The sequence below is a fragment of the Nocardia rhizosphaerae genome, from assembly GCF_042650365.1.
GTDB lineage: Bacteria > Actinomycetota > Actinomycetes > Mycobacteriales > Mycobacteriaceae > Nocardia > Nocardia rhizosphaerae.
In genome coordinates this window covers 543,043-562,446 of record NZ_JBHSBA010000007.1, presented here as the reverse complement: position 1 = coordinate 562,446, position 19,404 = coordinate 543,043, and the positions used below count along the sequence as shown (strand labels likewise).

General features: G+C 70.0%; 20 protein-coding genes and 1 pseudogene. 6 read left to right on the top strand and 15 right to left on the bottom strand.

What is annotated here, in order from left to right; translation table 11 throughout:
* Window positions 1–11: 11 nt before the first annotated feature.
* The 5 genes from ACFOW8_RS17300 to ACFOW8_RS17280 all read right to left on the bottom strand — a co-directional run bounded on the left by ACFOW8_RS17300 (window position 12) and on the right by ACFOW8_RS17280 (window position 6,482).
* On the bottom strand, window positions 12–1,241 hold the full coding sequence (locus ACFOW8_RS17300) for a phosphotransferase (protein WP_378551642.1): 1,230 nt from the start codon (window positions 1,239–1,241) through the stop codon (window positions 12–14).
* Between the two features lie 7 nt (window positions 1,242–1,248).
* Window positions 1,249–1,440 carry a DUF3046 domain-containing protein gene (locus ACFOW8_RS17295; protein ID WP_378551641.1) on the bottom strand — a complete coding sequence of 64 codons (192 nt, stop codon included), beginning with the start codon at window positions 1,438–1,440 and terminating at the stop codon, window positions 1,249–1,251.
* Between the two features lie 272 nt (window positions 1,441–1,712).
* The gene (locus ACFOW8_RS17290) at window positions 1,713–3,125 is read right to left on the bottom strand and encodes a phytoene desaturase family protein (RefSeq protein WP_378551640.1); all 1,413 of its coding nucleotides are present in this window, start codon (window positions 3,123–3,125) and stop codon (window positions 1,713–1,715) included.
* 33 nt (window positions 3,126–3,158) lie between these two features.
* On the bottom strand, window positions 3,159–4,973 hold the full coding sequence (locus ACFOW8_RS17285; protein ID WP_378551639.1) for a DUF3556 domain-containing protein: 1,815 nt from the start codon (window positions 4,971–4,973) through the stop codon (window positions 3,159–3,161).
* 72 nt (window positions 4,974–5,045) lie between these two features.
* Window positions 5,046–6,482, bottom strand: a complete 1,437-nt coding sequence (locus tag ACFOW8_RS17280; RefSeq protein ID WP_378551638.1) for a class I adenylate-forming enzyme family protein — start codon at window positions 6,480–6,482, stop codon at window positions 5,046–5,048.
* Window positions 6,483–6,640: 158 nt separating this feature from the next.
* Here ACFOW8_RS17280 and ACFOW8_RS17275 point away from each other — a divergent pair, with 158 nt between their 5' ends.
* Window positions 6,641–7,861 carry a helix-turn-helix domain-containing protein gene (locus ACFOW8_RS17275; protein ID WP_378551637.1) on the top strand — a complete coding sequence of 407 codons (1,221 nt, stop codon included), beginning with the start codon at window positions 6,641–6,643 and terminating at the stop codon, window positions 7,859–7,861.
* Here the strand turns inward: ACFOW8_RS17275 and ACFOW8_RS17270 are convergent.
* Window positions 7,837–9,018 (bottom strand): glycosyltransferase, encoded by a 1,182-nt coding sequence (locus ACFOW8_RS17270; RefSeq protein WP_378551636.1) that lies wholly within the window; start codon window positions 9,016–9,018, stop codon window positions 7,837–7,839. The genes ACFOW8_RS17275 and ACFOW8_RS17270 overlap by 25 nt on opposite strands.
* 190 nt (window positions 9,019–9,208) lie before the next feature.
* Window positions 9,209–9,490 carry a hypothetical protein gene (locus ACFOW8_RS17265; RefSeq protein ID WP_378551635.1) on the bottom strand — a complete coding sequence of 94 codons (282 nt, stop codon included), beginning with the start codon at window positions 9,488–9,490 and terminating at the stop codon, window positions 9,209–9,211.
* On the opposite strand from ACFOW8_RS17265, the pseudogene ACFOW8_RS17260 reads away from it, so the two are divergent.
* Window positions 9,431–9,580: pseudogene (locus ACFOW8_RS17260) on the top strand (hypothetical protein); the annotation flags it as partial. The gene ACFOW8_RS17265 and the pseudogene ACFOW8_RS17260 overlap by 60 nt on opposite strands.
* On the opposite strand, the gene ACFOW8_RS17255 reads toward ACFOW8_RS17260, so the two are convergent.
* Both ACFOW8_RS17255 and ACFOW8_RS17250 read right to left on the bottom strand, forming a co-directional pair.
* Window positions 9,566–10,273: a PIG-L deacetylase family protein gene (locus ACFOW8_RS17255; RefSeq protein WP_378551634.1), complete on the bottom strand. Its 708-nt coding sequence runs from the start codon at window positions 10,271–10,273 to the stop codon at window positions 9,566–9,568. The pseudogene ACFOW8_RS17260 and the gene ACFOW8_RS17255 sit on opposite strands and share 15 nt — an antisense overlap.
* A gap of 30 nt (window positions 10,274–10,303) precedes the next feature.
* Window positions 10,304–10,480: a hypothetical protein gene (locus ACFOW8_RS17250; protein WP_378551633.1), complete on the bottom strand. Its 177-nt coding sequence runs from the start codon at window positions 10,478–10,480 to the stop codon at window positions 10,304–10,306.
* A 179-nt stretch (window positions 10,481–10,659) separates the two neighbouring features.
* On the opposite strand from ACFOW8_RS17250, the gene ACFOW8_RS17245 reads away from it, so the two are divergent.
* Window positions 10,660–11,355, top strand: coding sequence for a maleylpyruvate isomerase family mycothiol-dependent enzyme (locus ACFOW8_RS17245; RefSeq protein ID WP_378551632.1), 696 nt, complete (start codon window positions 10,660–10,662; stop codon window positions 11,353–11,355).
* A gap of 77 nt (window positions 11,356–11,432) precedes the next feature.
* On the top strand, window positions 11,433–12,920 hold the full coding sequence (locus ACFOW8_RS17240; protein WP_378551631.1) for a carboxylesterase/lipase family protein: 1,488 nt from the start codon (window positions 11,433–11,435) through the stop codon (window positions 12,918–12,920).
* A 57-nt stretch (window positions 12,921–12,977) separates the two neighbouring features.
* On the opposite strand, the gene pspM is transcribed toward ACFOW8_RS17240, so the two are convergent.
* From pspM to pgsA, 5 genes are all read right to left on the bottom strand, one after another.
* Window positions 12,978–13,826, bottom strand: coding sequence for a phage shock envelope stress response protein PspM (gene pspM / locus ACFOW8_RS17235; RefSeq protein WP_378551630.1), 849 nt, complete (start codon window positions 13,824–13,826; stop codon window positions 12,978–12,980).
* 507 nt (window positions 13,827–14,333) lie between these two features.
* Complete coding sequence (gene pspA / locus ACFOW8_RS17230; protein WP_378551629.1) at window positions 14,334–15,155, bottom strand: phage shock protein PspA; 822 nt, start codon at window positions 15,153–15,155, stop codon at window positions 14,334–14,336.
* 196 nt (window positions 15,156–15,351) lie between these two features.
* Window positions 15,352–15,792 (bottom strand): helix-turn-helix domain-containing protein, encoded by a 441-nt coding sequence (locus tag ACFOW8_RS17225; protein ID WP_378551628.1) that lies wholly within the window; start codon window positions 15,790–15,792, stop codon window positions 15,352–15,354.
* A 54-nt stretch (window positions 15,793–15,846) separates the two neighbouring features.
* Window positions 15,847–16,374 (bottom strand): CinA family protein, encoded by a 528-nt coding sequence (locus ACFOW8_RS17220; protein WP_378551627.1) that lies wholly within the window; start codon window positions 16,372–16,374, stop codon window positions 15,847–15,849.
* Window positions 16,371–17,009: a CDP-diacylglycerol--glycerol-3-phosphate 3-phosphatidyltransferase gene (gene pgsA / locus ACFOW8_RS17215; protein WP_378551626.1), complete on the bottom strand. Its 639-nt coding sequence runs from the start codon at window positions 17,007–17,009 to the stop codon at window positions 16,371–16,373. Before pgsA ends, ACFOW8_RS17220 begins: the two co-directional genes overlap by 4 nt.
* Before the next feature lie 308 nt (window positions 17,010–17,317).
* Between pgsA and ACFOW8_RS17210 the strand changes: the two genes are divergently transcribed.
* Together ACFOW8_RS17210 and ACFOW8_RS17205 are read left to right on the top strand one after the other, a co-directional pair.
* Window positions 17,318–17,959 carry an amino-acid N-acetyltransferase gene (locus ACFOW8_RS17210; protein WP_378551625.1) on the top strand — a complete coding sequence of 214 codons (642 nt, stop codon included), beginning with the start codon at window positions 17,318–17,320 and terminating at the stop codon, window positions 17,957–17,959.
* A gap of 27 nt (window positions 17,960–17,986) precedes the next feature.
* Window positions 17,987–18,271: a YciI family protein gene (locus ACFOW8_RS17205; RefSeq protein WP_378552068.1), complete on the top strand. Its 285-nt coding sequence runs from the start codon at window positions 17,987–17,989 to the stop codon at window positions 18,269–18,271.
* A 54-nt stretch (window positions 18,272–18,325) separates the two neighbouring features.
* Here the strand turns inward: ACFOW8_RS17205 and ACFOW8_RS17200 are convergent, their stop codons facing one another.
* Window positions 18,326–19,303 carry a TerC family protein gene (locus tag ACFOW8_RS17200; protein ID WP_378551624.1) on the bottom strand — a complete coding sequence of 326 codons (978 nt, stop codon included), beginning with the start codon at window positions 19,301–19,303 and terminating at the stop codon, window positions 18,326–18,328.
* Window positions 19,304–19,404: the final 101 nt, after the last annotated feature.

Genomic DNA, 19,404 nt, shown 5'->3' with positions numbered 1-19,404 from the left:
CCCGGTCAGGCTCAGAACAATTCGTCGAGCAGCCGGTAGTACTCGAGCTCGGCGCGATCGGGGGCGGTCAGACCGTAGGCGGTGAAGAACGCCACGACCGCCTCGATACCGAAGTCCGCGGCCAGGTCGCGCTCGGCCAGGGCCAGGTCACGGTAGCGGTCGGCGCGACCGAGCCCGGCCACGTCGATGAGCACACCGCCGGCCAGGACATTGCCCGGGGTGAAGTCGCCGTGCGCGACGACCAGGTCCTCCTGGCTGGGGCGCTGGGTGAACAGACGCTCGTAGACGGTGGCCGGGTCGAGCTCGCGATGATCGGCATCGAAGTCGGCGGTGTCGACGAAGCCCTCGACGACATTGCGGCGGGCCGCGGCGAGGGTCCGCTCGAGGCCGGCGTCGAACGGGCAGTCCGCGACAGGCAGCGCGTGCAACGCGCGCAGGGTCCGGCCGAGTAGCGCGCCGACCTCGGCCCCGGCGCCCGCCGGATCGGCGAGCGATCCGGCACCGGCGTCGGCGAGCACCAGCACGTCCTCGGCGAAAGCCGCGATCGCCGGGACCGGGATCCCCTGCGCGCGCAACCACCTCAGCCGCTCGTATTCCGCCTGGGCACGGGGGCCGCGTTTGATCCAGTAGCCGCCGGCGCGCACGAGGTTGCCGCCACGGCCCTCGTGCTCGTCGGACCAGGCGGGCGCCGCGCCGAGGACGGCAACGACCTCGGCGGGCAGTGGGAGTGCTAGCTCGTCGAGGTGGTCGAGGGCGGCGCGGGTGGACTCGATGAGCTCGGCGTCGCCCTCGGCCACCCGCAACCGCATGGCCTCGTTGAGCAGTTCCCGCGCTTCCCGCCTGCGATGCTGTTCTGCCAGCGACAGGCCGAGATGGTGGGCCGCGAAGGAGACCATCTCGGGGTCGATACTCCGGCTCGCCGTCAGCGCCCGCCGGTACAGGACCTCGGCGCGCGACGATTCGCCCTGGTAGCGGTAGACGTCGGCGAGGTTGATCCAGACTGTGACCCGGCGGCGCTCGGAATCGGCCAGTTCGAGGGCCTGGTCGAGCCGGTCCAATGCCTCGTCGTGGCGGCCGAGCAGCATCAGGGCGATGCCGAGCCTGCGCAGCCCGCCGAAATCGGCGGGATCGGCGACCGCGACCCTGGCGGTCAGAGTCTCGGGATCGGCGGGGATCATCCGCAGCCGCTCGTCGAGCCGGTAGGGACGTTCGGTTCCGGGATTCCGCGCTGTCACGGCCATGACCTGCTCACCATCGTGATCGGGGGACGTCGAACTCGGCGCACAGCGCGCGCCACACGTCGCGGGGATCGACGCCTGCCTCGATGGCGGCAGCGCCGGTGCGCCCCAGTACCGGAAGGACATGATCGGCGAGCATCGCATCGGCCCGGTGGACGCCGAACTCGGTGTGCATCAGCTCGTGGAACTCGGTCAATCGCACGAAATCCAACATACTCGCGCAGGGCGAACCACGACACCGACGCTCGGACCATCCCGCATCACACCCACACCCATACCCCACACCCAACGAAGCCCGCATCCGCGCACCCACGGCGGACCGCCGATCGTCGAACCGGTGCCGGTATCGGCGTCCACCACCCCGTCCACCGAACCCGACTCGTGCCGTACCTCACCGCCGGTGCACCCGGCGTGGCATCGGCGAGACCGTCCCGGCCCGCCGGGAACGACCGGTCGCGCCGAAAGACCTCCCGCTCAGCGCAACCGGCGCAGCGCCCGCTCGGCGGCATTGGCACCGCACATGCCGTGCGCTCCCGGTCCCGGCGGCGTGGCCGCCGAGCACAGATAGTGGCCTGTGACGCCGATATCGTAGGGCTGCAAGGTCTTTCGTGGTCCGAAGACCAGCTGCGGGATGTCCTTGGCGCCGGTCATGATGTTTCCGCCCACGTAATTGGGGTTGTCCGTGGCGAATTCGCCCGCGCTGCGCGTGGACATGCCGACCACCCGCTCCCGGAAGCCGGGGGCGAACCGTTCGATCTGGGCGATGATCGCGTCCGTCACGTCGCCGGTATACCCGTGCGGCACGTGGGCGTAGGTCCACACCGGATGGACATCGCCCACCGAGCGCTGCGGATCGGCCAGGTACTGCTGACCGACCAGTACGAACGGCCGCTCCGGCAACCTGCCCGCCGCGATCTCCCGCTCGCCCGCCGCGACTTCGGCGAAGCTACCGCCCAGGTGTATCGTGCCTGCCCGCCGGGCGCTCTCGGCGGTCCACGGCACCCCGCCCTGCACCGCGAAGTCCACTTTGAACGCGCCGGGCCCGTACCGGAACCGCCGGTAGGCACGGGCGATGCGCGCGGGCAGCCGGTCGCCGAAGATCTCGGCCACCGCCGTCGGCGCCACATCCCACACCGTGACATCCGACGGCGGCAGCTCACTGAGCGAGCGCACCCGCACCCCGGTCTCGACCTTGCCGCCGTGATCACCGAGGACCGCGACCATGGTGTCGGCGATCCGCTGTGACCCGCCGACGGCCACCGCCCAGCCGTACCGATGTCCCGCGGTGAGGATGCCGAGACCGATACTGGCGCTCAGCGGCCGGTGCAGCGGGTGGAAGGCATGTGCGGCGACGCCACCGAACAGGGCACGCCCCGGCTCGGTGCGGAAGGCCCGCGCCAGCCAGGCGGCCGGCGCGGCGGCGGGTACCCCGAAGCGCGCCAGCCGCAGCGGGTGCCGGGGAATCCGGAGCAGGGGCCGCATGATGTCGGTGCCGGTGGCGTCGTAGCCCGCCACCGGCACGTCGAACAGCAGCCGCCACAAGCGTTCGTCGGCGCCGAGACCCGCGGCGGTCGCGGCGACCGAGCGCCACAGCACGCCCGCGGTGCCGTCGTCGAGCGGATGCGCGCAGTCCAGCTCCGGCCACGCCCAGCGCAATCCGTACCGCTCCACGTCGATCCCGCGCAGGAAGGGAGAGCCGACGGCCATCGGATGAATGGCCGAGCAGTGGTCGTGCAGCAGGCCGGGCACGATCGCCTCGCCGGAGCGGGTGCCGCCGCCGATCGTGCCTGCGGCCTCGAGCACCGTCACGTCCAGGCCGGCGCGGGCCAGGGTGATGGCCGCGGCCAGGCCGTTGGGGCCGCTGCCGACCACTGTCGCCGTTGTCATCGACTCTTCCTGTCTCTCGAAATCCTGTGCTGGTTACTCGGCGGGCTGACGCTCGTCGGCCGGGCGGGCCGACGGTGCCGCGCCACCGACATCCTCGCGGCGCCAGCTCACCCGCAGCGGGATCGGGCCATCGGGCAGCCAGGGCTGCGCGGCGACCGCGTCGGCGACCTTCCAGGTGCCCCGTTCGAGCACGCCGAGCGCGGCGTCGACGACCATGTACTCCTGAGTGTCCTTGTGGATCGGCTGCGATTCCACCCAGACCACGATCCACTCGCCGGGTGCGAACCCGACCCTGGCCTGTACGGCCGCGATGAGGTCGAGGTTGTGCAAGTGTCCGTCGCCGAAGTTGAAGCCGATCAGCGAGTTGCAGGCGAACTCCGCCTCACGCACGGTCCATCGATCGAGCTCGGGAATGTGCTTGTACAGCAGGGAGAACAGGCCGCGCCCCTGACTGTGCATGGAACGCCAGCCGAGGGTCTGCTGCATGGTGATCTCGGCGACCGCGGGCTCGTAGCCCATGGCCGTCAGCTGGTCGAGCTGGTTGACGGTCGGCCGGTGCTCGATGGTGTTGAGCTTGGCTTCGGCACCGGGTGCGAAGGCCCACAGCGCCGAGGCCCAGTTGCCTGCGTACTGCCGCATGGACGGCAGGAACGAGACCAGATCGGGCCGCAGATTGCCCAGCACCGGGAAGAAGGCCAGCGCGACCACGATCGCCAGGGTCAACCACGGCGAGGACATGTCGAACACGCCGTAGCCGTCGCCATTCGGGAATCCGAGGAACAGGAACACGGTCAGGTAGGCGAACAGGATGTTCCATTCCAGCGGCACCGCCAGCGGGAAGGTGGAGGTGATGAACAGGTGGAACACCACCATCATCACGACGCCGGCCATGGTGAGCCAGTAGTCGGTGGACAACAGCAGCACGATCGGGGTGATCACCTCGACGGTCGTACCGCCGACGTGCGCCAGGAACGCGGCCACCCCGGACGGGCGGATATCGCGTGGGAAGTCCCGGTAGTGCGCGCGCTTGACGCCCGTGAACGGCAGCGACGGGCTGTTGGACACCATCGGCGGCACCACGTTGGTGAAGTGCTTGCCGAACTTCGACACCCCGGCACCCACCCACACGAGCACGATGAGCAGCTTGGCCGCGATGATCATGTCGGTGAACGGGAGCACCGCGAAGAACACCAGCGCGGGCAGATACTGCTCGCCGCGGGCGGCGAGGAAGATCGTCTTGTCCCGCAGGCCGCACAGGATGTACAGCACGATCGGCGCGATCAGCAGTTCCGGCCGCACCAGCCCGGAAGTGTTGTCCGGCAGCCGCTCCAGCAGCGAGGCGGTCGTCTGACCGGGGGCGAGTACCGCGACGGCGAGGGAGGCGAGGAAACCGAGATACAGCAGCACATCCACGACGGTTCGGGTGTCACCGTTGGTGCAGGGGACCCGTCGCCACGGCCGCAGCCGGATGGTGCCCGGCCTGGCGAAGAACAGCACTCCACCGGTCATCGGCTTGAACTTGCCCGCGAGCGGCCCCCACGACCCGGCGACACCGATCGCCTCGAGCAGGACCGTCCACAGCACCAGTTTCTGATAGACGATCGGTTCGTTCCACCACTGCCCGATGTCCCAGAACGGCCCGGTGCCCGAGGTCGCGGTGGCGACGAGCACACCGCCGAACATATAGAGCACCAGCAACTTCACGATATAGACGGAGTGGATCATCTTCGGCGAACCGAAGCCGTATTCCACCCAGTGCAGTGCCAGCGCCCGTATCCGTTCCCGCAACGGCAGATCCAAGAATGTCGTGGTATCCACCGGCGGGAAATCAGCCGTTTTGAACCCCATGGGACTCACCCTTTCCTCAGGAGATTTCGGGCGCGCGCGACCGCAACCGAAATGTGTTGTGTTTCGGAAGAATTACGCGACCGAGGCGCGCAGCTGCTTCTTATCGATCTTGCCGACCGGATTGCGCGGCAATGCCGCGGTGAGCACGATCGTGGCCGGAACCTTGAACGCCGCCAGCTCGTCCCGGCAGTGCGCGGTCAGTTCCGCGCTGGTGACACGCGCGCCGGGGGCGGCCACCACATGGGCGACGGGCACTTCACCGAGCACCGGGTCCGGTATCCCGACCACCGCCGCCTCGTGGACCGCAGGGTGCCGGTAGAGCGCGTTCTCGATCTCCTTGGGGTAGAGGTTCTCCCCGCCCCGGATGATCATGTCCTTGATCCGGTCGACCAGGACCAGATAGCCGTCGGCATCGAGATAGCCCACGTCACCGGTATGCAGGCGACCGTCGCGCACGGCCTTCACTGTCTCCTCGGGCTTGCCCAGGTACCCGCGCATCACGTTCGGGCCGCTGATCACCACCTCGCCCGGTGTGCCGTCCTCGACCGGCCTGCCGTCGGCGTCGACGATGGTGACGGTCTGCCCCGGCAGCGGCAGCCCGACCGTGCCCGGCTTGCGCGGCCCGGCCACCGGGTTGAGCGTGGACGCGCAGGTACCCTCCGACAGCCCGTAGCCCTCCACGATCGGGACCCCGAACCGCTGTTCGAACCGGGCGATCAGTTCGGCGGGCATCGGCGCGGCACCGCAGATCACCCGTCGCAGCGAGGACAGGTCGGGCCGCGCCTCGGCCGGCTGGGCGACCAGCATGGCGTAGATCGCGGGCACCCCGGAGAAGTAGGTGGGGCGAACCCGTTCGACCAGGTCGAAGAAGCCGGCGGCGGAGAACTTGCCTGCGACGGTGGTGTGGCCACCGGCAAGCAGGGGCGACAGCACGCTCACCACGATCCCGTTGACGTGGAACAGCGGCAGGATCAGCAGGCTGTGCTCGGTCGCGTCCAGGCCGAGTGCGTCGATGGTCATCGCGCACATGGCGGCGAGATTGTCGTGGCCGAGCAGCACGCCCTTTGGCCTGCCCGTGGTGCCGCTGGTGTAGATGATCAGGGCCAGGCCGTCGTCGTGTCCGGTAGCCACCACCGGCTCGGCGGGTCCGCCCAGCGCGGTGACGTCGAGGGTGACCCCGGGCCTGCCCGCGTCCCCGATCACGACCGTGGCACCGGAATCGGCGATCTGGTAGCCGATGTCGTCGTCGGTCAGCCCCGGATTCACCGGGGTCACCGCGGCGCCGAGACGCCACGCGGCGAACAGCACGATCACCAGTTCCACCCGGTTGGGCAGCACCACGGCCACCACATCGCCGTCGCCGACACCGGCCCGGCGCAGCTCCGCGGCGGCGGCGTGCACCCGATCACGGAATCGCGCGTTCGACAGCGTGAGCCGGTCGTCGGCGACGCAGGGCGCGTCGGGCGCGAAAGCCGCTCTGGTATCGGGCAATTCGGCGATGTGTGACATGATTCCTCACGGTAGCGATTGTGATCTGCATTACATGTCAACGGTAGGACCCGGGAACGGCGTCGCCTACGGGCCGCGAGCCCAGCGTTGCGGGCGCGTGTTGTGCCACGAGCACAAACTGGCCGTTCGCGGCGCGCACGGGGGTACTGTCGGCGGCCATGGCCGACAGCAACGACGCACTCGTCCGTGCGGTGGCGGAGCGGATCAAGGCGGATCTCGACCAGCTCGCACCGGTGATGACCAGGATGTTCGCCGACCGGATCCCCGAATTCCGGCACGACGACGAGATCCGGGAACTGATGGAAGCCAGCACCGGATCCAACCTCGCGGCGATCCTGGACATCCTCACCCTCACCATCGGGCTCGACGACATCACCGTGCCGCCCGCCGCCGCCGAATACGCCCGCCGCTTCGCGCAGCACGACCTGTCGCTCGAGGCGCTGTTGCGCGCCTACCGGCTCGGTGAGCACATGTTCGTGCAGTGGACCATCAGGGCGCTCACCGAGATGGCGCCACCGGCCGGTACCGCGCTGGCCACCGCCGGGCGGATCGCCGATCTCACCAACAGCTACATCGACAAGGTGATCGAGGGCCTGATCGATATCTTCGACAGCGAGCGGCAGCGCTGGGACGCCCGCACCGATGCCGCGCGGGCAGCCCAGATGCGGGCGGTCCTCGACGCCGACGACCTCGATCTGGCCTCGGCCGAGCAGATGCTGTCCGCTTCACTGCGCGGCTGGCACCAGTTCGTGCTGCTGTGGACCCCGCCCGGCACCGCCGATCCCGGCACCGCGCTGCGCGCGGGCAGCGCCGCGCTGACCGCGGCATCGGGCCGCGCGCCGATGCTCGTCGAGATCGACGAGCACACCCGTTGGGTGTGGCTGGCCTCGGCCGGACGGCCCGCGCTCGACACCGCCCGTCTCGCCGCCGACCTGCGGTCCCAGCCGAATCTGTCGCTGGCCGTTGGCGATCCGGCCAGCGGGCTGGACGGTTTCCGGCGCAGTTTCCACGACGCGCAGCTCGCGCGCGCCGTCGCGGTGGCCGCCAGGGAACGTGGGGTGATCCGCTATGCCGATGTGGCCATGGCCGGGCTGTTCGCCGACCGGCTACCGCAGGTGCAGCGCTGGGCGCAGCGGGTGCTCGGCGGGCTGATGGGCACCGACGACACCGCAGCCCGGCTGCGCGAGACGGTGCGCGCGTTCCTCGACGCGCGCGGCAGCTACACCGACGCCGCGGCGCGGCTGCATGTGCACAAGAACACCGTGCACTACCGGGTGCGCCAAGCCGAGGAGGTGCTCGGGCACCCGCTCGCCGAGCATCGGCTCGATATCGAGGTGGCGCTGCGCGCCTGCGCTCAGCTGGGGTTGCCGCGGTCGTGAACGGGGGCGTCCGCCGCGGCGCGATGGCAGATCGCCACCGGGTCGGCCACGTCCGTCGCGCCGCGCGCCGCCGCCATGGCGGCCTCGGTGAACCGCGGCTCGGCCAGAATCGTCGCGACCGCGTCCCCGACCGCGGCGGCCGTCAACGGCCGCACCAGCAGCGAACTACCATGGCGGGCAGCACGATTGGCCAGTTCCCACTGGTCGCCGCCGCCCGGGACGGTCACCACCGGAACTCCGGCCGACAGCGCCTTGGCGAGCAGACCGTGCCCGCCGCCACCCACCACCACGGCGGCGTGGGTGAGCAGTTCGTCCTGGCGACCGAGGCCTGCGGTGGCCCAGCCGGGTAGGTCGGCGGGTGGTGTGTCGAGCATCGACACCGCCGCGCGCACGCCGCGCCCCGCCAGTCCGGCCAGCACGGTCTCGGCCATGTCCGCCACCCCGGTGTGTGCCGTCGACGGGGCCACCAGCACCAGGGGTTCGGTACCGGGCGGCAGTGGCAGGATCTCGTCGGTGGGTTCCCACAGCAGCGGGCCGACGACATGGGCTTCGGCGGGCCAGTCGGGCCGCTCCACCTCGAGCGCGGGCAGCGTGGCGATCAGCCGGGCGGCCGGGCCGGGATCGGCGGCGGGCAACCCGACGGATTCGCGGGCCGCGCCCCGCTGCCGGTGGCCCGTCTTCACCGCGCGCGCGGTCATGGTGCGCAGTACGCCGTCTCTGACCCGGCCGCGTACGCCTTCGCCGGGAGCGAGCCCACTTCCGATGGGCGGCAACGCTTTCGACGGCAGATACAGCGGGTGCGGGGACAGTTCGACCCACGGCAGGCGCAGGCGTTCGGCGGCCATTCCGCCGCCGGCGGTGAGCACGTCGGCGACGATCAGGTCCGGCAGCATCGCGCTCAGTTCCGGCAGGTTCTCGGTGGCGATGTGGGCGGCACGTTCGTGGATCCGGGCGCCCGCATCGGCGTCGTCGTCGCCGGGGCGCGGCGCGAGACCCTTCAGCTTGCGGACGCCGATCCCGGCGGCCCTGGCCGCATCGTGCCAGCGTGGACCGGTGAACAGCACCGGATCGTCACCCGCGTCCAGCAATCGCAGGCACAGCGCGATCGCGGGAAACGCGTGCCCTGGATCGGGCCCTGCCACCACAGCTACTCGCATGCCGCCAGCATCGCATACCGGTCCGGGCCGCCGTGCCGCCACGGGACACGTGCGGCACCGGCGGCCGTCCGCTACCGTCGCAGCGCCGGCAGGCCACGGCCATCGATCCGCGAGACAGGAGGCCCTCGTGCGCTCCCCTGAAACGAATCGCCCCGGCACCACACCGCGTGACCCGGTGGCTCCCATCGCACTATCCCCCGGCACCGCACCGGACGGCTCGGCCCAGCCGAGGCCCACCCACCGCGCACCCGCGACGACCACGGAACTGTTCGCGTTGCTCGCGGCGTGTGCGGACGCGTGGGATACCGCCGATCGCAGTGGCGACCCGGTCGACATTCTCGACCACGACCGGCAGTGCGCGCAGCTGCTGCGCGATGACCATCCCGACGACGAGGAACTCCAGGTCGCCGGGCTGGTCCACGATATCGGCCACATGCTCGTCCCCGGTGACGACGCGGGCCACGGCCGCCACGGCGCCGCCGCCGTACGCGGTCTGCTCGGTGACCGGGTGGCGCGGCTGGTGGAGTCGCCGCGAACGCGGCCGGACTCAGCCGAAGGTGAACAGTTCGAAGCCGACCGCGTGCGCGGCCGGGAAGCCTTCCTTGGGACCCGTTGCCATCGCGACGATCTCGTTCACCTGCTCGGACACCGGCACCGCGCTGAGCACCTGGAGGTAGCGGCGGTGCGCGGCCAGGGAAGCCCGCGCCTTGTCCAGCTGGTCGCCGACATCGACCGCGTGGGTGGCGACAGGACCGACCACCGCGGCCCAGCGCGCCGACCACGGTGCGAGCTCGGCGATCTCGGGGAAGATCCATTCGTTGCCGGCGTCGGAGATGGCGTCCATCGCCGAACGGCCGAGCGCGCGATGGTCGGCACTGTTGACGAAACCGGGAGCCCAGGTGTCACCGAAGTTGAACAGCACCACCATCTCCGGGCGGTGTCGGCGAATGGCGGCGGCGATATCGCGGCGCAACGCCAGGCCTTCCTCGATCCGGCCGTCGGGATGGCCGAGGAATTCCACCGTGTGCACGCCCACTTCGCGCGCCCCCGCGATCTCCTCGGCCTCGCGCAACGGCGCGGCCTGCGCGGGCGGCATCCCCGCGATGCCCGCCTCACCGCTGGTCGCGAGCAGGTAGCGGATGTCCTTGCCCTGCCCGGTCCAGCGGGCGACCGCTGCGGCCGCCCCGTACTCGATGTCGTCGGGATGCGCGACGATCACCAGTCCGCGCTGCCAGTCCTCGGGTAGCTGTTCCACCCGGCCCATGCTAGGCGGAGTCCACCCGGTTCACGCCTTGGTGAGCGGACCGCTGTCGTTGGATCCCGTCACCGCCTTGTAGAGCAGGTAGACCCCGGTTCCGATGGCGGCGATCACCAGGATCGGCAGCAGCGCCTTGACCAGTGCCCCGATGATCCAGAACGCGATCAGCGCGACCACGACGATACCGATGACTTTCCACACCATGATGTACTCCTCGCCTGTTCCGCGGCCGCCGTCCGGCGATCCGACACCATCGATGCTGCCACCGGAACGCCCATAAATCTCCTGGTCAGCACGGATATCCGGGTGGAGATCAGGGTTCACCCCGAGAGCCGGGTGCCGATCGGGCGCACCGGTGGCGCACTCGGGATACCGTGAGCCCCATGGATTTCCTGACCATCCTGCGCGAGCGACTCGACGAGTTCGGCTCGCTCGTCACCGGCGCTACCGACCTGGCCACCCCGGTGCCGTCCTGCGGCGACTGGAGTTTCTACGATCTGGTCGACCATGTCGGCCAGGGCAACCTGTGGGTGGTGACCGCGGTGCGCGAGCTGCGCGGCGACCATCACGGCCCGCCTGCGCCGAAGGACGCCGCCGCCTTGCGTGCGTGGTACGAGGACACGGCCGAGGCTCTGGTCACAGCCCTGTCGGCCGACCCGGACCAGGAGGCCTGGACATTCACCCGCAGCATGCCGCGTACCGTCGGGTTCTGGCGCCGTCGCCGCGCCCACGAGACGGTCATGCACCTGTGGGACGCCACGGCGGCACTCGGCTCCGCCACTCCGATCGACCCGGCCTTCGCCACCGACGGGATCGCGGAGGTGTTCGAGCTGTTCGCGCCGCGGATGATCCAGCGTGGCCTCGCTACCGAGCCGGCGGTGGCGCTGCGGATCCACACCACCGACACCGGCGGCGACTGGACCTACGGGCCAGGAACCCCGGTCGCCGAACTGGCGGGCACCGCCGCGGACGTACTGCTCACGCTGTGGGCCCGTAAGCAAGCCGACGACCCCGCGCTCACCTGGTCGGGTGACCGTGCCGCCGGCGCCGCGGTGCTTTCCGGACCGCTTGTGCCGTAGCACAGAGGGTGCGGCGAAACGGCTCCAGGTCCTGGACAGGCGACTCATAATCGGGGCGTCAGCGCGAGGAGGAGACCATGGAACCCATCGTCACGATAAGCAGCGGCGCGATCCGGGGCCGCACCGAAGCGGGTGTCACCCGCTTTCTCGGCGTGCCCTACGCGGCGGCGCCGGTGGGTCCGCGCCGTTTCGAGCTGCCCGAACCCGCACCGGCATGGACGGGGGTGCGTGACACGGCCGCCATGGGCGCCACCTGCGCCCAGTCGCCCTATCCGGCACCGATTCACGCGCTGATCGGCAGCGACGGGATCCCCGGCGACGACTACCTCAACGTCAATGTCTGGACCCCCGATCCGGCCGCGAGCGGGTTGCCGGTGCTGGTATGGATCCACGGCGGCGCCTTCGTCCGCGGCTCGAATGCCAGGAAAATCTACGACGGTTCGGCCTTCGCGCGCGACGGCGTGGTGCTGGTGTCGATCAACTACCGGCTCGGTATCTCCGGGTTCGCCGCGCTCGACGGCGCACCGCTGAACCGGGGTCTGCACGATCAGGTCTTCGCGCTGCGCTGGGTGCGCGAGAACATCGCCGTGTTCGGCGGCGATCCCGAGCGGGTGACCGTGTTCGGTGAGTCGGCGGGCGGGATGAGCGTGGCGACGTTGATCGCCGCGCCGCAGGCGCGGGGGCTGTTCGGCCGGGCCATCATGCAGAGCGGCAACGGGTCGGCCGTCGCCGAGCTCGCGGACGCGCGGCGGGTGGCGGCGGCGCTGGCAAGCGAACTCGGGCTCGCCCCTACCACCGCCGCGTTCGGCGAGCTCGGTCCGCAACAGCTGCGGACCGCGCAGAACGCGGTCGCGCTCGCGCTGATGACCGATCCCGATCCGCAGCGCTGGGGCGCCTCGGTGATCACCCAGGGCCTCGGCATCATGAGCCTGTTCCCGGTGATCGACGACGACCTCGTACCCGGCTTGCCGACGGGGGAACTCGCCGCGCATCCCGAGCGCGCGGTACCGCTCATCGCGGGCACCACCGCCGACGAGTTCCGGTTCTTCACCGTGCCCACCGGCATCGCCGCGGCCGTTACCGCCGAGACGCTGCCACTGGTCCTCGCCCGGTACGGCATCGACCCGACCGTCGCGGCGACCTATGCGGCCCAGCGGCCGGATGCCACCCCGGCCGAGATCTTCAACGCGATCCTCACCGACTGGTGTTTCCGGTCGGGCACCCTCGATTTCGCCGCGGCCAACGCCGCGGCCGCGCCGACGTACATGTACGAATTCGCCTGGCCCACCGCGGTTTCCGGCCTCGGGTCCTGCCACGTGCTCGAGGTGCCGTTCGTCTTCGACGCGCTCGCCGAGGCACAGTCGATCACCGGAGCGAATCCGCCGCAGGCGCTGGCCGACGAAATCCACGCGGCCTGGGTGTCGTTCGCCCGCGACGGCGACCCCGGCTGGCCGACTTTCGAGCCGGACAGCCGACGGGTGCGGGTCTTCGACTCCCCCGCCTCGTCCACGGTGGAGAACCTGCGCGCCGCCGAGCTCGACGCCCTGCGCCAGACGATCGCCTGAACGACGACGGTCCCGACACCGGGTGGTGCCGGGACCGAAGTCGTTGCGCGGGTGGGGTTATCGCGGGCCGACGGGGCCGTCGGCGAGATCGGCCAGTGCCTGGGCCCACCCGTCGAGCCGGTCGGCGGCGGCGCGCAGATCGGCGACGATGCCGTTGAACTGGTAGGCGACGACGGTGTCCTCGGGGACGGCGAGGATCCTGGCCGCGGCCGCGACCAGCTGCTCGTATTCGACGACGCCGGTCTCGAGCCGGGCGAGCACTCCGGTGATGGTGGTCTTCAGGGCGGACACGGTCTCCTGGTTGGCCCGGCCGACGGTGTCGGCGGCCTGTTCCATCGCCGTGATGTCGGTAGCGAGGGCGTGCAGGGCGGCCGAACCGGAGCGGGCGGTCTCGAGCAGGTCGCGCAGTTCGTCCTCGGGCAGGCGGCGGCCCGCGGCGATCTGACCACCGAGGCCGTGCAGGGCGCGTTCGGCCCTGATCAACCGCTGGATCGGGGCGCGGGCGGCCGAGCGCAGGCCCGGTGTCTTGCGGGCGACGAAGGCCGCCTGCGGCAGAGGCTGGTCGCGCAGCTGCAGGTAGCGCCGGGCGCTGAGCGCGGTCCCGGTGACGAACGCGACCGCGCCGCCGCCGATCACGACCACCGCCCAGGCCGGCGCCGACACCACGGCCAGCCCCACCGCCCCGATGGTGGTGATACCGGAGGCGGTGCCGAACTGGAAGCTGCGCCTGCGGGCCCTGCGTCGGCGCCGCAGTTCCCGCTCCCGTGGATCGGCCCAGCGCCGCACCGCGAACATCGCCTGCTCGCCGACCTCACGCAGCGTCGCGGGCACCCCACCGGGCGCACCCTGCCCGAGCGCCGCAGGTCCGGCGATCTCGGCCCGCTCGCGCCGTGCTCTCCCGCTCATGTCCACATCCTTCCGCCGCACCGAACACCCGCAGCGCCCCCAGGTTTACCACCAACCCCCGACAACACGCCCGGCGGAACTGCCCATCCGCACCGGAACACCGCACACACGGACCCCTCCCGAGCCCGTCCACGAGAGGCCCCCTCGCGCCCGGACCCGAGCACCCCGGCGCCGGAACCGGATACGACTCCCCGCACCGCCCGACTTCGCTATCTCGAAGCCGTGCTGCCGACCGGTTCCACATCGCACGAGACGCAGCAGCGGAATGCACCCGACCGACAGGCCCCGATGGGTAACGATCGAGCAGGCCGGCACTCACGAGGCCCACAGCCTTCACCACCCACCCAGCCCCGCACGACCCGACCTCGAGGAGGGTCCGCCGCGCAGCGGCGGTCGCGGCCGTCCCCGTCGATCAGGCGCCGTTTCGCAAGCGACGAAGGAGCAAGAAACGGTGCCTGATCGACGGGGACCAAGGGGCCGCGACTCGAGCGCGCCAGCGCTCCAAAGTTACTGCTGCGCGGCCTGGCCCTTGTTGATCTGCGGTGCCTGGGCAGGCTGCTTGGCCGGGTCGATGGCGGCGGCATTGTTGCCGGTGGGCAGGGCTTCCCCGCGCATGGAGGCGCGGATCTGCTCGAGCTTGCTGTGCCCGGCCATCTGGATACTGGCTTGCTGGACCTCCATCATCCGGCCCTGCACCGAGTTCTGCGCCAGTTCGGCGGCGCCGAGGGCGTCGGCGTAGCGACGTTCGATCTTGTCGCGGACCGCGTCGAGGCTGGGGGTGGAACCGGGTGCGGACAGGGTGGAATCCATCCGCTGCAGCGAGGCCGAGACCTGCTCCTGCATCTTGGCCTGCTCGAGCTGGCTGAGCAGCTTGGTGCGCTCGGCCACCTTCTGCTGCAGCATCATCGCGTTCTGCTCGACCGCCTTCTTGGCCTGCGCGGCGGCCTGCAGGGACTGGTCGTGCAGCACCTTCAGGTCCTCCACCGACTGTTCGGCGGTGACCAGCTGGGCGGCGAACGCCTCGGCGGCGTTGGTGTACTGGATCGCCTTCTCGGTATCGCCCGCGGCGGCTGCCTGGTCGGCCAGGGTGACCGCCTGCCTAGCGTTGGCGTTGAGCTTCTCGACCTCGTCGAGCTGACGGTTCAGCTTCATCTCCAGCTGCCGCTGGTTGCCGATCACCGACGCCGCCTGCTGTGACAGCGCCTGGTGCTGACGCTGCGCTTCCTCGATAGCCTGCTGAATCTGGACCTTCGGATCCGCATGCTCTTCGATCTTGGAGTCGAAGAGGGCCATCATGTACTTCCAGGCCTTCACGAACGGATTAGCCATCGATTGATCCCGCCTCCATCTGTGCGTCGCTCGTGCGACTGGTGGTGCGCGACCGTCACGCACCAGATATGTGCTTATCCTTCACCATGCGGCACCTGAGCCGGAGATGACCGGCCCACTCGACGCCTGGTGAGAATCTATCGGTTCTCACCATCGGTGTGCAGCGTCTCGCGTGTCGGGCACGTGGTTCGCCGCGTCACATCCCCTTCACCAGTACCAGCATTTCGGCCCGCGGCGCCGGGATGACGATGCGGGTGTCGGAGGCGATGCCGATGCGCGCGCCCTCGGCGGCGGCGCTCGCGGTCGCCGATTCGGGGGCGGCGGCGGGCTCCGCGGCGGCGGGTTCGGCCGCCTCCGGTTCGGCGGCGGGCCCGGTGAGGGCGGGTTCGCGCGGCGCGGTGCCGTCGGCGCCGGCCATGATGGTGCTCACATCCCACAGCACCCGCGACAGCGGCACGTCCAGTGCCTCGCAGATGGCGGCGAGCAGTTCACTGGAGGCTTCCTTGCGGCCGCGCTCCACTTCCGACAGATAGCCGAGGCTCACTCGCGCCGAGGTGGACACCTCACGCAGCGTTCGATGCTGGGCGAGACGCGCACGCCGCAGACTGTCCCCGATTGCCTCCCGCAGCAGCGTCATCTCGTTCTCCTCCACCTCGTGTCACCGCCGCAGCGGTGTTCACCTCTTTCTGGCTCAACGTCGAGCGCCCGCCGGTGGTTCCCCACCGGGCCGAATCGTCGTCACGCAGCGCAGCAACTCCCGCACCGCGCTGTGCACCGCACCGATCCTGATGGTCCACCGGTCCCCGTGCAGTTTCAACCGGACCACTTCGCTGTGCGACGGACCGGCCACTCCGAGGTATACCGTCCCGACCGGGTGCCCGTCCTGGGAATCGGGTCCGGCGACCCCGGTGAGTCCCACTCCCCAGTCCGCCCCGCAGCGCTTGCGCGCGCCCACAGCCAGCTGTTCGGCGGTCGAGGCGTCGACCGGACCGTGCAGCCGGAGCGTGTTGTCGTCGACGCAGGCCAGCTGGTTCTTGAGGTCGGTGGCATACACGATGAGCCCGCCGCGCAGCACCGCGCTGGCCCCCGGCACGCCGGCCACCGTGGCGGCGAGCAGTCCGGCGGTCAGCGATTCCGCGGTGGCGAGGGTTTGCCCGGCCGCCGCCATGGCCGTGACCAGGTCGGCGACCGGGGCGCCTGCGACGAGCGGATCGGTCATGGGCGAGACTCGCGACCGGCGGCCAGCCACAGCCGGGCTGCCTGGCCCACGTAGTCGAGCCCGGTGAGTACGGTCAGCGCCACCGCGGCGTACATCAGCCACATGCCCGCGGTGTGGAACGCCCCGGTCAGCGGCAGCACCAGCAGGGCGATGGCGATCGATTGCACCAGCGTCTTGAGCTTGCCGCCGCGGCCCGCCGGGATCACCCCGTGGCGTACCACCACCAGTCGCAGCAGGGTGATGCCGAGCTCACGGCCGACGATGACCAGGGTGATCCACCACGGCAGGTCACCGAGGACCGACAGCCCGACCAGGGCCGAGCCGATGAGCGCCTTGTCCGCGATGGGGTCGGCGAGCTTGCCGAAATCGGTGACCAGACCGTATTTGCGGGCCAGTTGCCCGTCGAAGCGATCGGTGATCGCGGCGAGGCCGAATACCGCGGCGGCGATGATCCGCCAGCGGGTGTCGTGCCCGCCGCCCGCGAAGAGCGCCAGCACGAACAGCGGCACCAGCACGATGCGCGCGACGGTCAGCGCATTCGCGATATTGAGCACCGGTACCCGTGCCTCGGCCCGCCCCGGCACCGCCGCGGCCGCATCCCATCCCCGATTGATCTCCTCGGGCCGCACGCTCATGCTCCACCGTCTCGGCATGATCGGCTGCCCTTCGTGGTGACGCACGCTACCGCCTCCAGGCGCTGACCTCTCATGCTGTGTTCTTCCGGCATGCTCGGGCGCCCTCCGTGATGACGCAAGCTCTCATGCCCTGACCTTTCGGCACTCACCGGCGCAGCGCCGAAATCCGTTGATGTCGCGCGCGGTTTGCTCGCGCGGACAGCACCCCCGACCCGGTCGGTACGCCCGGTGCGATGCGGCGAGCGGTTCGACAGGATGTGCGGCACACGTCAAGACTATCGGTAACCCGGCCGACTACTGTGCACCCCATGACCTCACGGGGACCACTTGGTGGTTCGAGCAGCGACACGCATCCGGTCGCGCCGATCGCGGCGCCAGTCACCGGTGCCGACCGCGGCGTTCCCGAGGGGCCTGCGTGGTCACGCTCCGCTACCGCCTCCGGCCCCGCCGGGAACCCCGGTGTGGTCGTCCGACGCGCGCGAACCTCCGACGTGCCCGAGATCAAGCGACTGGTCGACGAGTACGCAGGCCGCATTCTGCTGGAGAAGAACCTGGTCACCCTGTATGAGTCGGTGCAGGAATTCTGGGTCGCCGAACTCGACGGGCGCGTCGTCGGCTGTGGCGCGCTGCATGTGCTGTGGGCCGATCTGGGCGAGGTGCGCACGGTCGCGGTGGATCCGGTGGTGAAGGGGCGTGGGGTCGGCGGCGCCGTGGTGGATCGGCTGGTCACGGTCGCGCGCGAACTGGAGCTGCGGCGGGTGTTCGTGCTGACCTTCGAGGTCGACTTCTTCGGCAGGCACGGTTTCGTCGAGATCGACGGCACGCCGGTGACGGCCGAGGTGTACGCCGAGATGTGCCGGTCCTACGACACCGGTGTCGCCGAGTTCCTCGACCTCAGTTATGTGAAACCGAACACGCTCGGCAACACCCGTATGCTGCTGACCCTCTGATCCGCCACCGAGCAGGAAGCGATGCCCGTGCCGATCTTCGCCGTGCACTACACCTACACCGAAGCCACCGCGGCCGACCGCGCCCTGCACAGGCCCGAGCACCGCGGCTGGCTCAACGCGCTGGTCGACGCGGGCACGCTGCTCACCAGCGGCCCCTACCCGGACGGTACGGGCGCACTGCTGATCTTCCGGTATCCCGACGCCGACGCGCTCGGTGAGCTGCTCACCGCTGATCCGTTCGCACTGAAGGGCCTGATCGAGGCGGTGCGGGTGGTCGAATGGCTCCCGGTGATGGGCGCCTTCAGCGAGTGAGAATCCGCTGACACGACACTGCCCGGAACCGTCGCGGTCCCGGGCAGTGCGCGCTCACACCGTGGTCTTGCGGGTGCGTAGCAGGCTCGCCACCGTGGCGACGAGCAGGATCCCGATGATGACACTCAGCGAGAACACGGTCGAGATCTCCGGCACGCTCACGTGCTCGCCACCGTTGATGAACGGCAGGGTGTTCTCGTGCAACGCGTGCAGCACCAGTTTGACGCCGATGAACGCCAGGATGGCCGCCAGTCCGTAGGACAGGTAGACCAGCCGGTCCAGCAAGCCGCCGATGAGGAAGTACAGCTGGCGCAGACCCATCAGCGCGAACGCGTTGGCGGTGAATACCAGGTACGGCTCCTCGGTGAGGCCGTAGATCGCCGGGATCGAGTCGAGGGCGAACAGCAGGTCGGCGAAACCGATGGCAAGCAGCGCCATCAGCATGGGAGTCACCACCCGTTTGCCGTCGATCTTGGTGATCAGCTTGTCGCCGTGGTACTCGTCGGTGGTGGGCAGGATCCGCTTGGCGATGCGGACGATCCGGCTGTCGCGTTGCTGTTCGTGCTCGACCTCATGGCCGCTCTCGCGCAGCAGCTTCACCGCGGTGTAGATCAGGAACGCACCGAACAGGTAGAACACCCAGCTGAACGCGCTGATCGCGGCCGCGCCGACGGCGATGAACACCGCGCGCATGACCAGCGCGAGCACGATGCCGATCAGCAGCACCTTCTGCTGATAGATGCGCGGCACCGCGAAGGTGGTCATGATGATGAGGAAGATGAACAGGTTGTCCACCGAGAGTGCCTTCTCGGTGACGAAACCCGCGTAGTACTCCCCGGCGAAGGTGCCGCCCCATTTCCAGGCGACGAACCCGCCGAACAGCAGCGCCAGGCCGATGTAGACGGCCGACCAGAAGCCGGATTCCTTGAAGGTCGGTTCGTGCGGGGTGCGCACGTGAGCGAAGAAGTCGAAGACGAACAAGCCGAGGATCACCAGACCGGTGATCACCCACTCGAGCGCGGTCACCTGCATGCGGTGGTCCGATCGATGAAGTTCATGCCGTCCATCATGCCTGAAATGTCCGTTTCAGTTGGCTTTGCGGAACGCTTGCCCGCCATGATTTCACACACAGG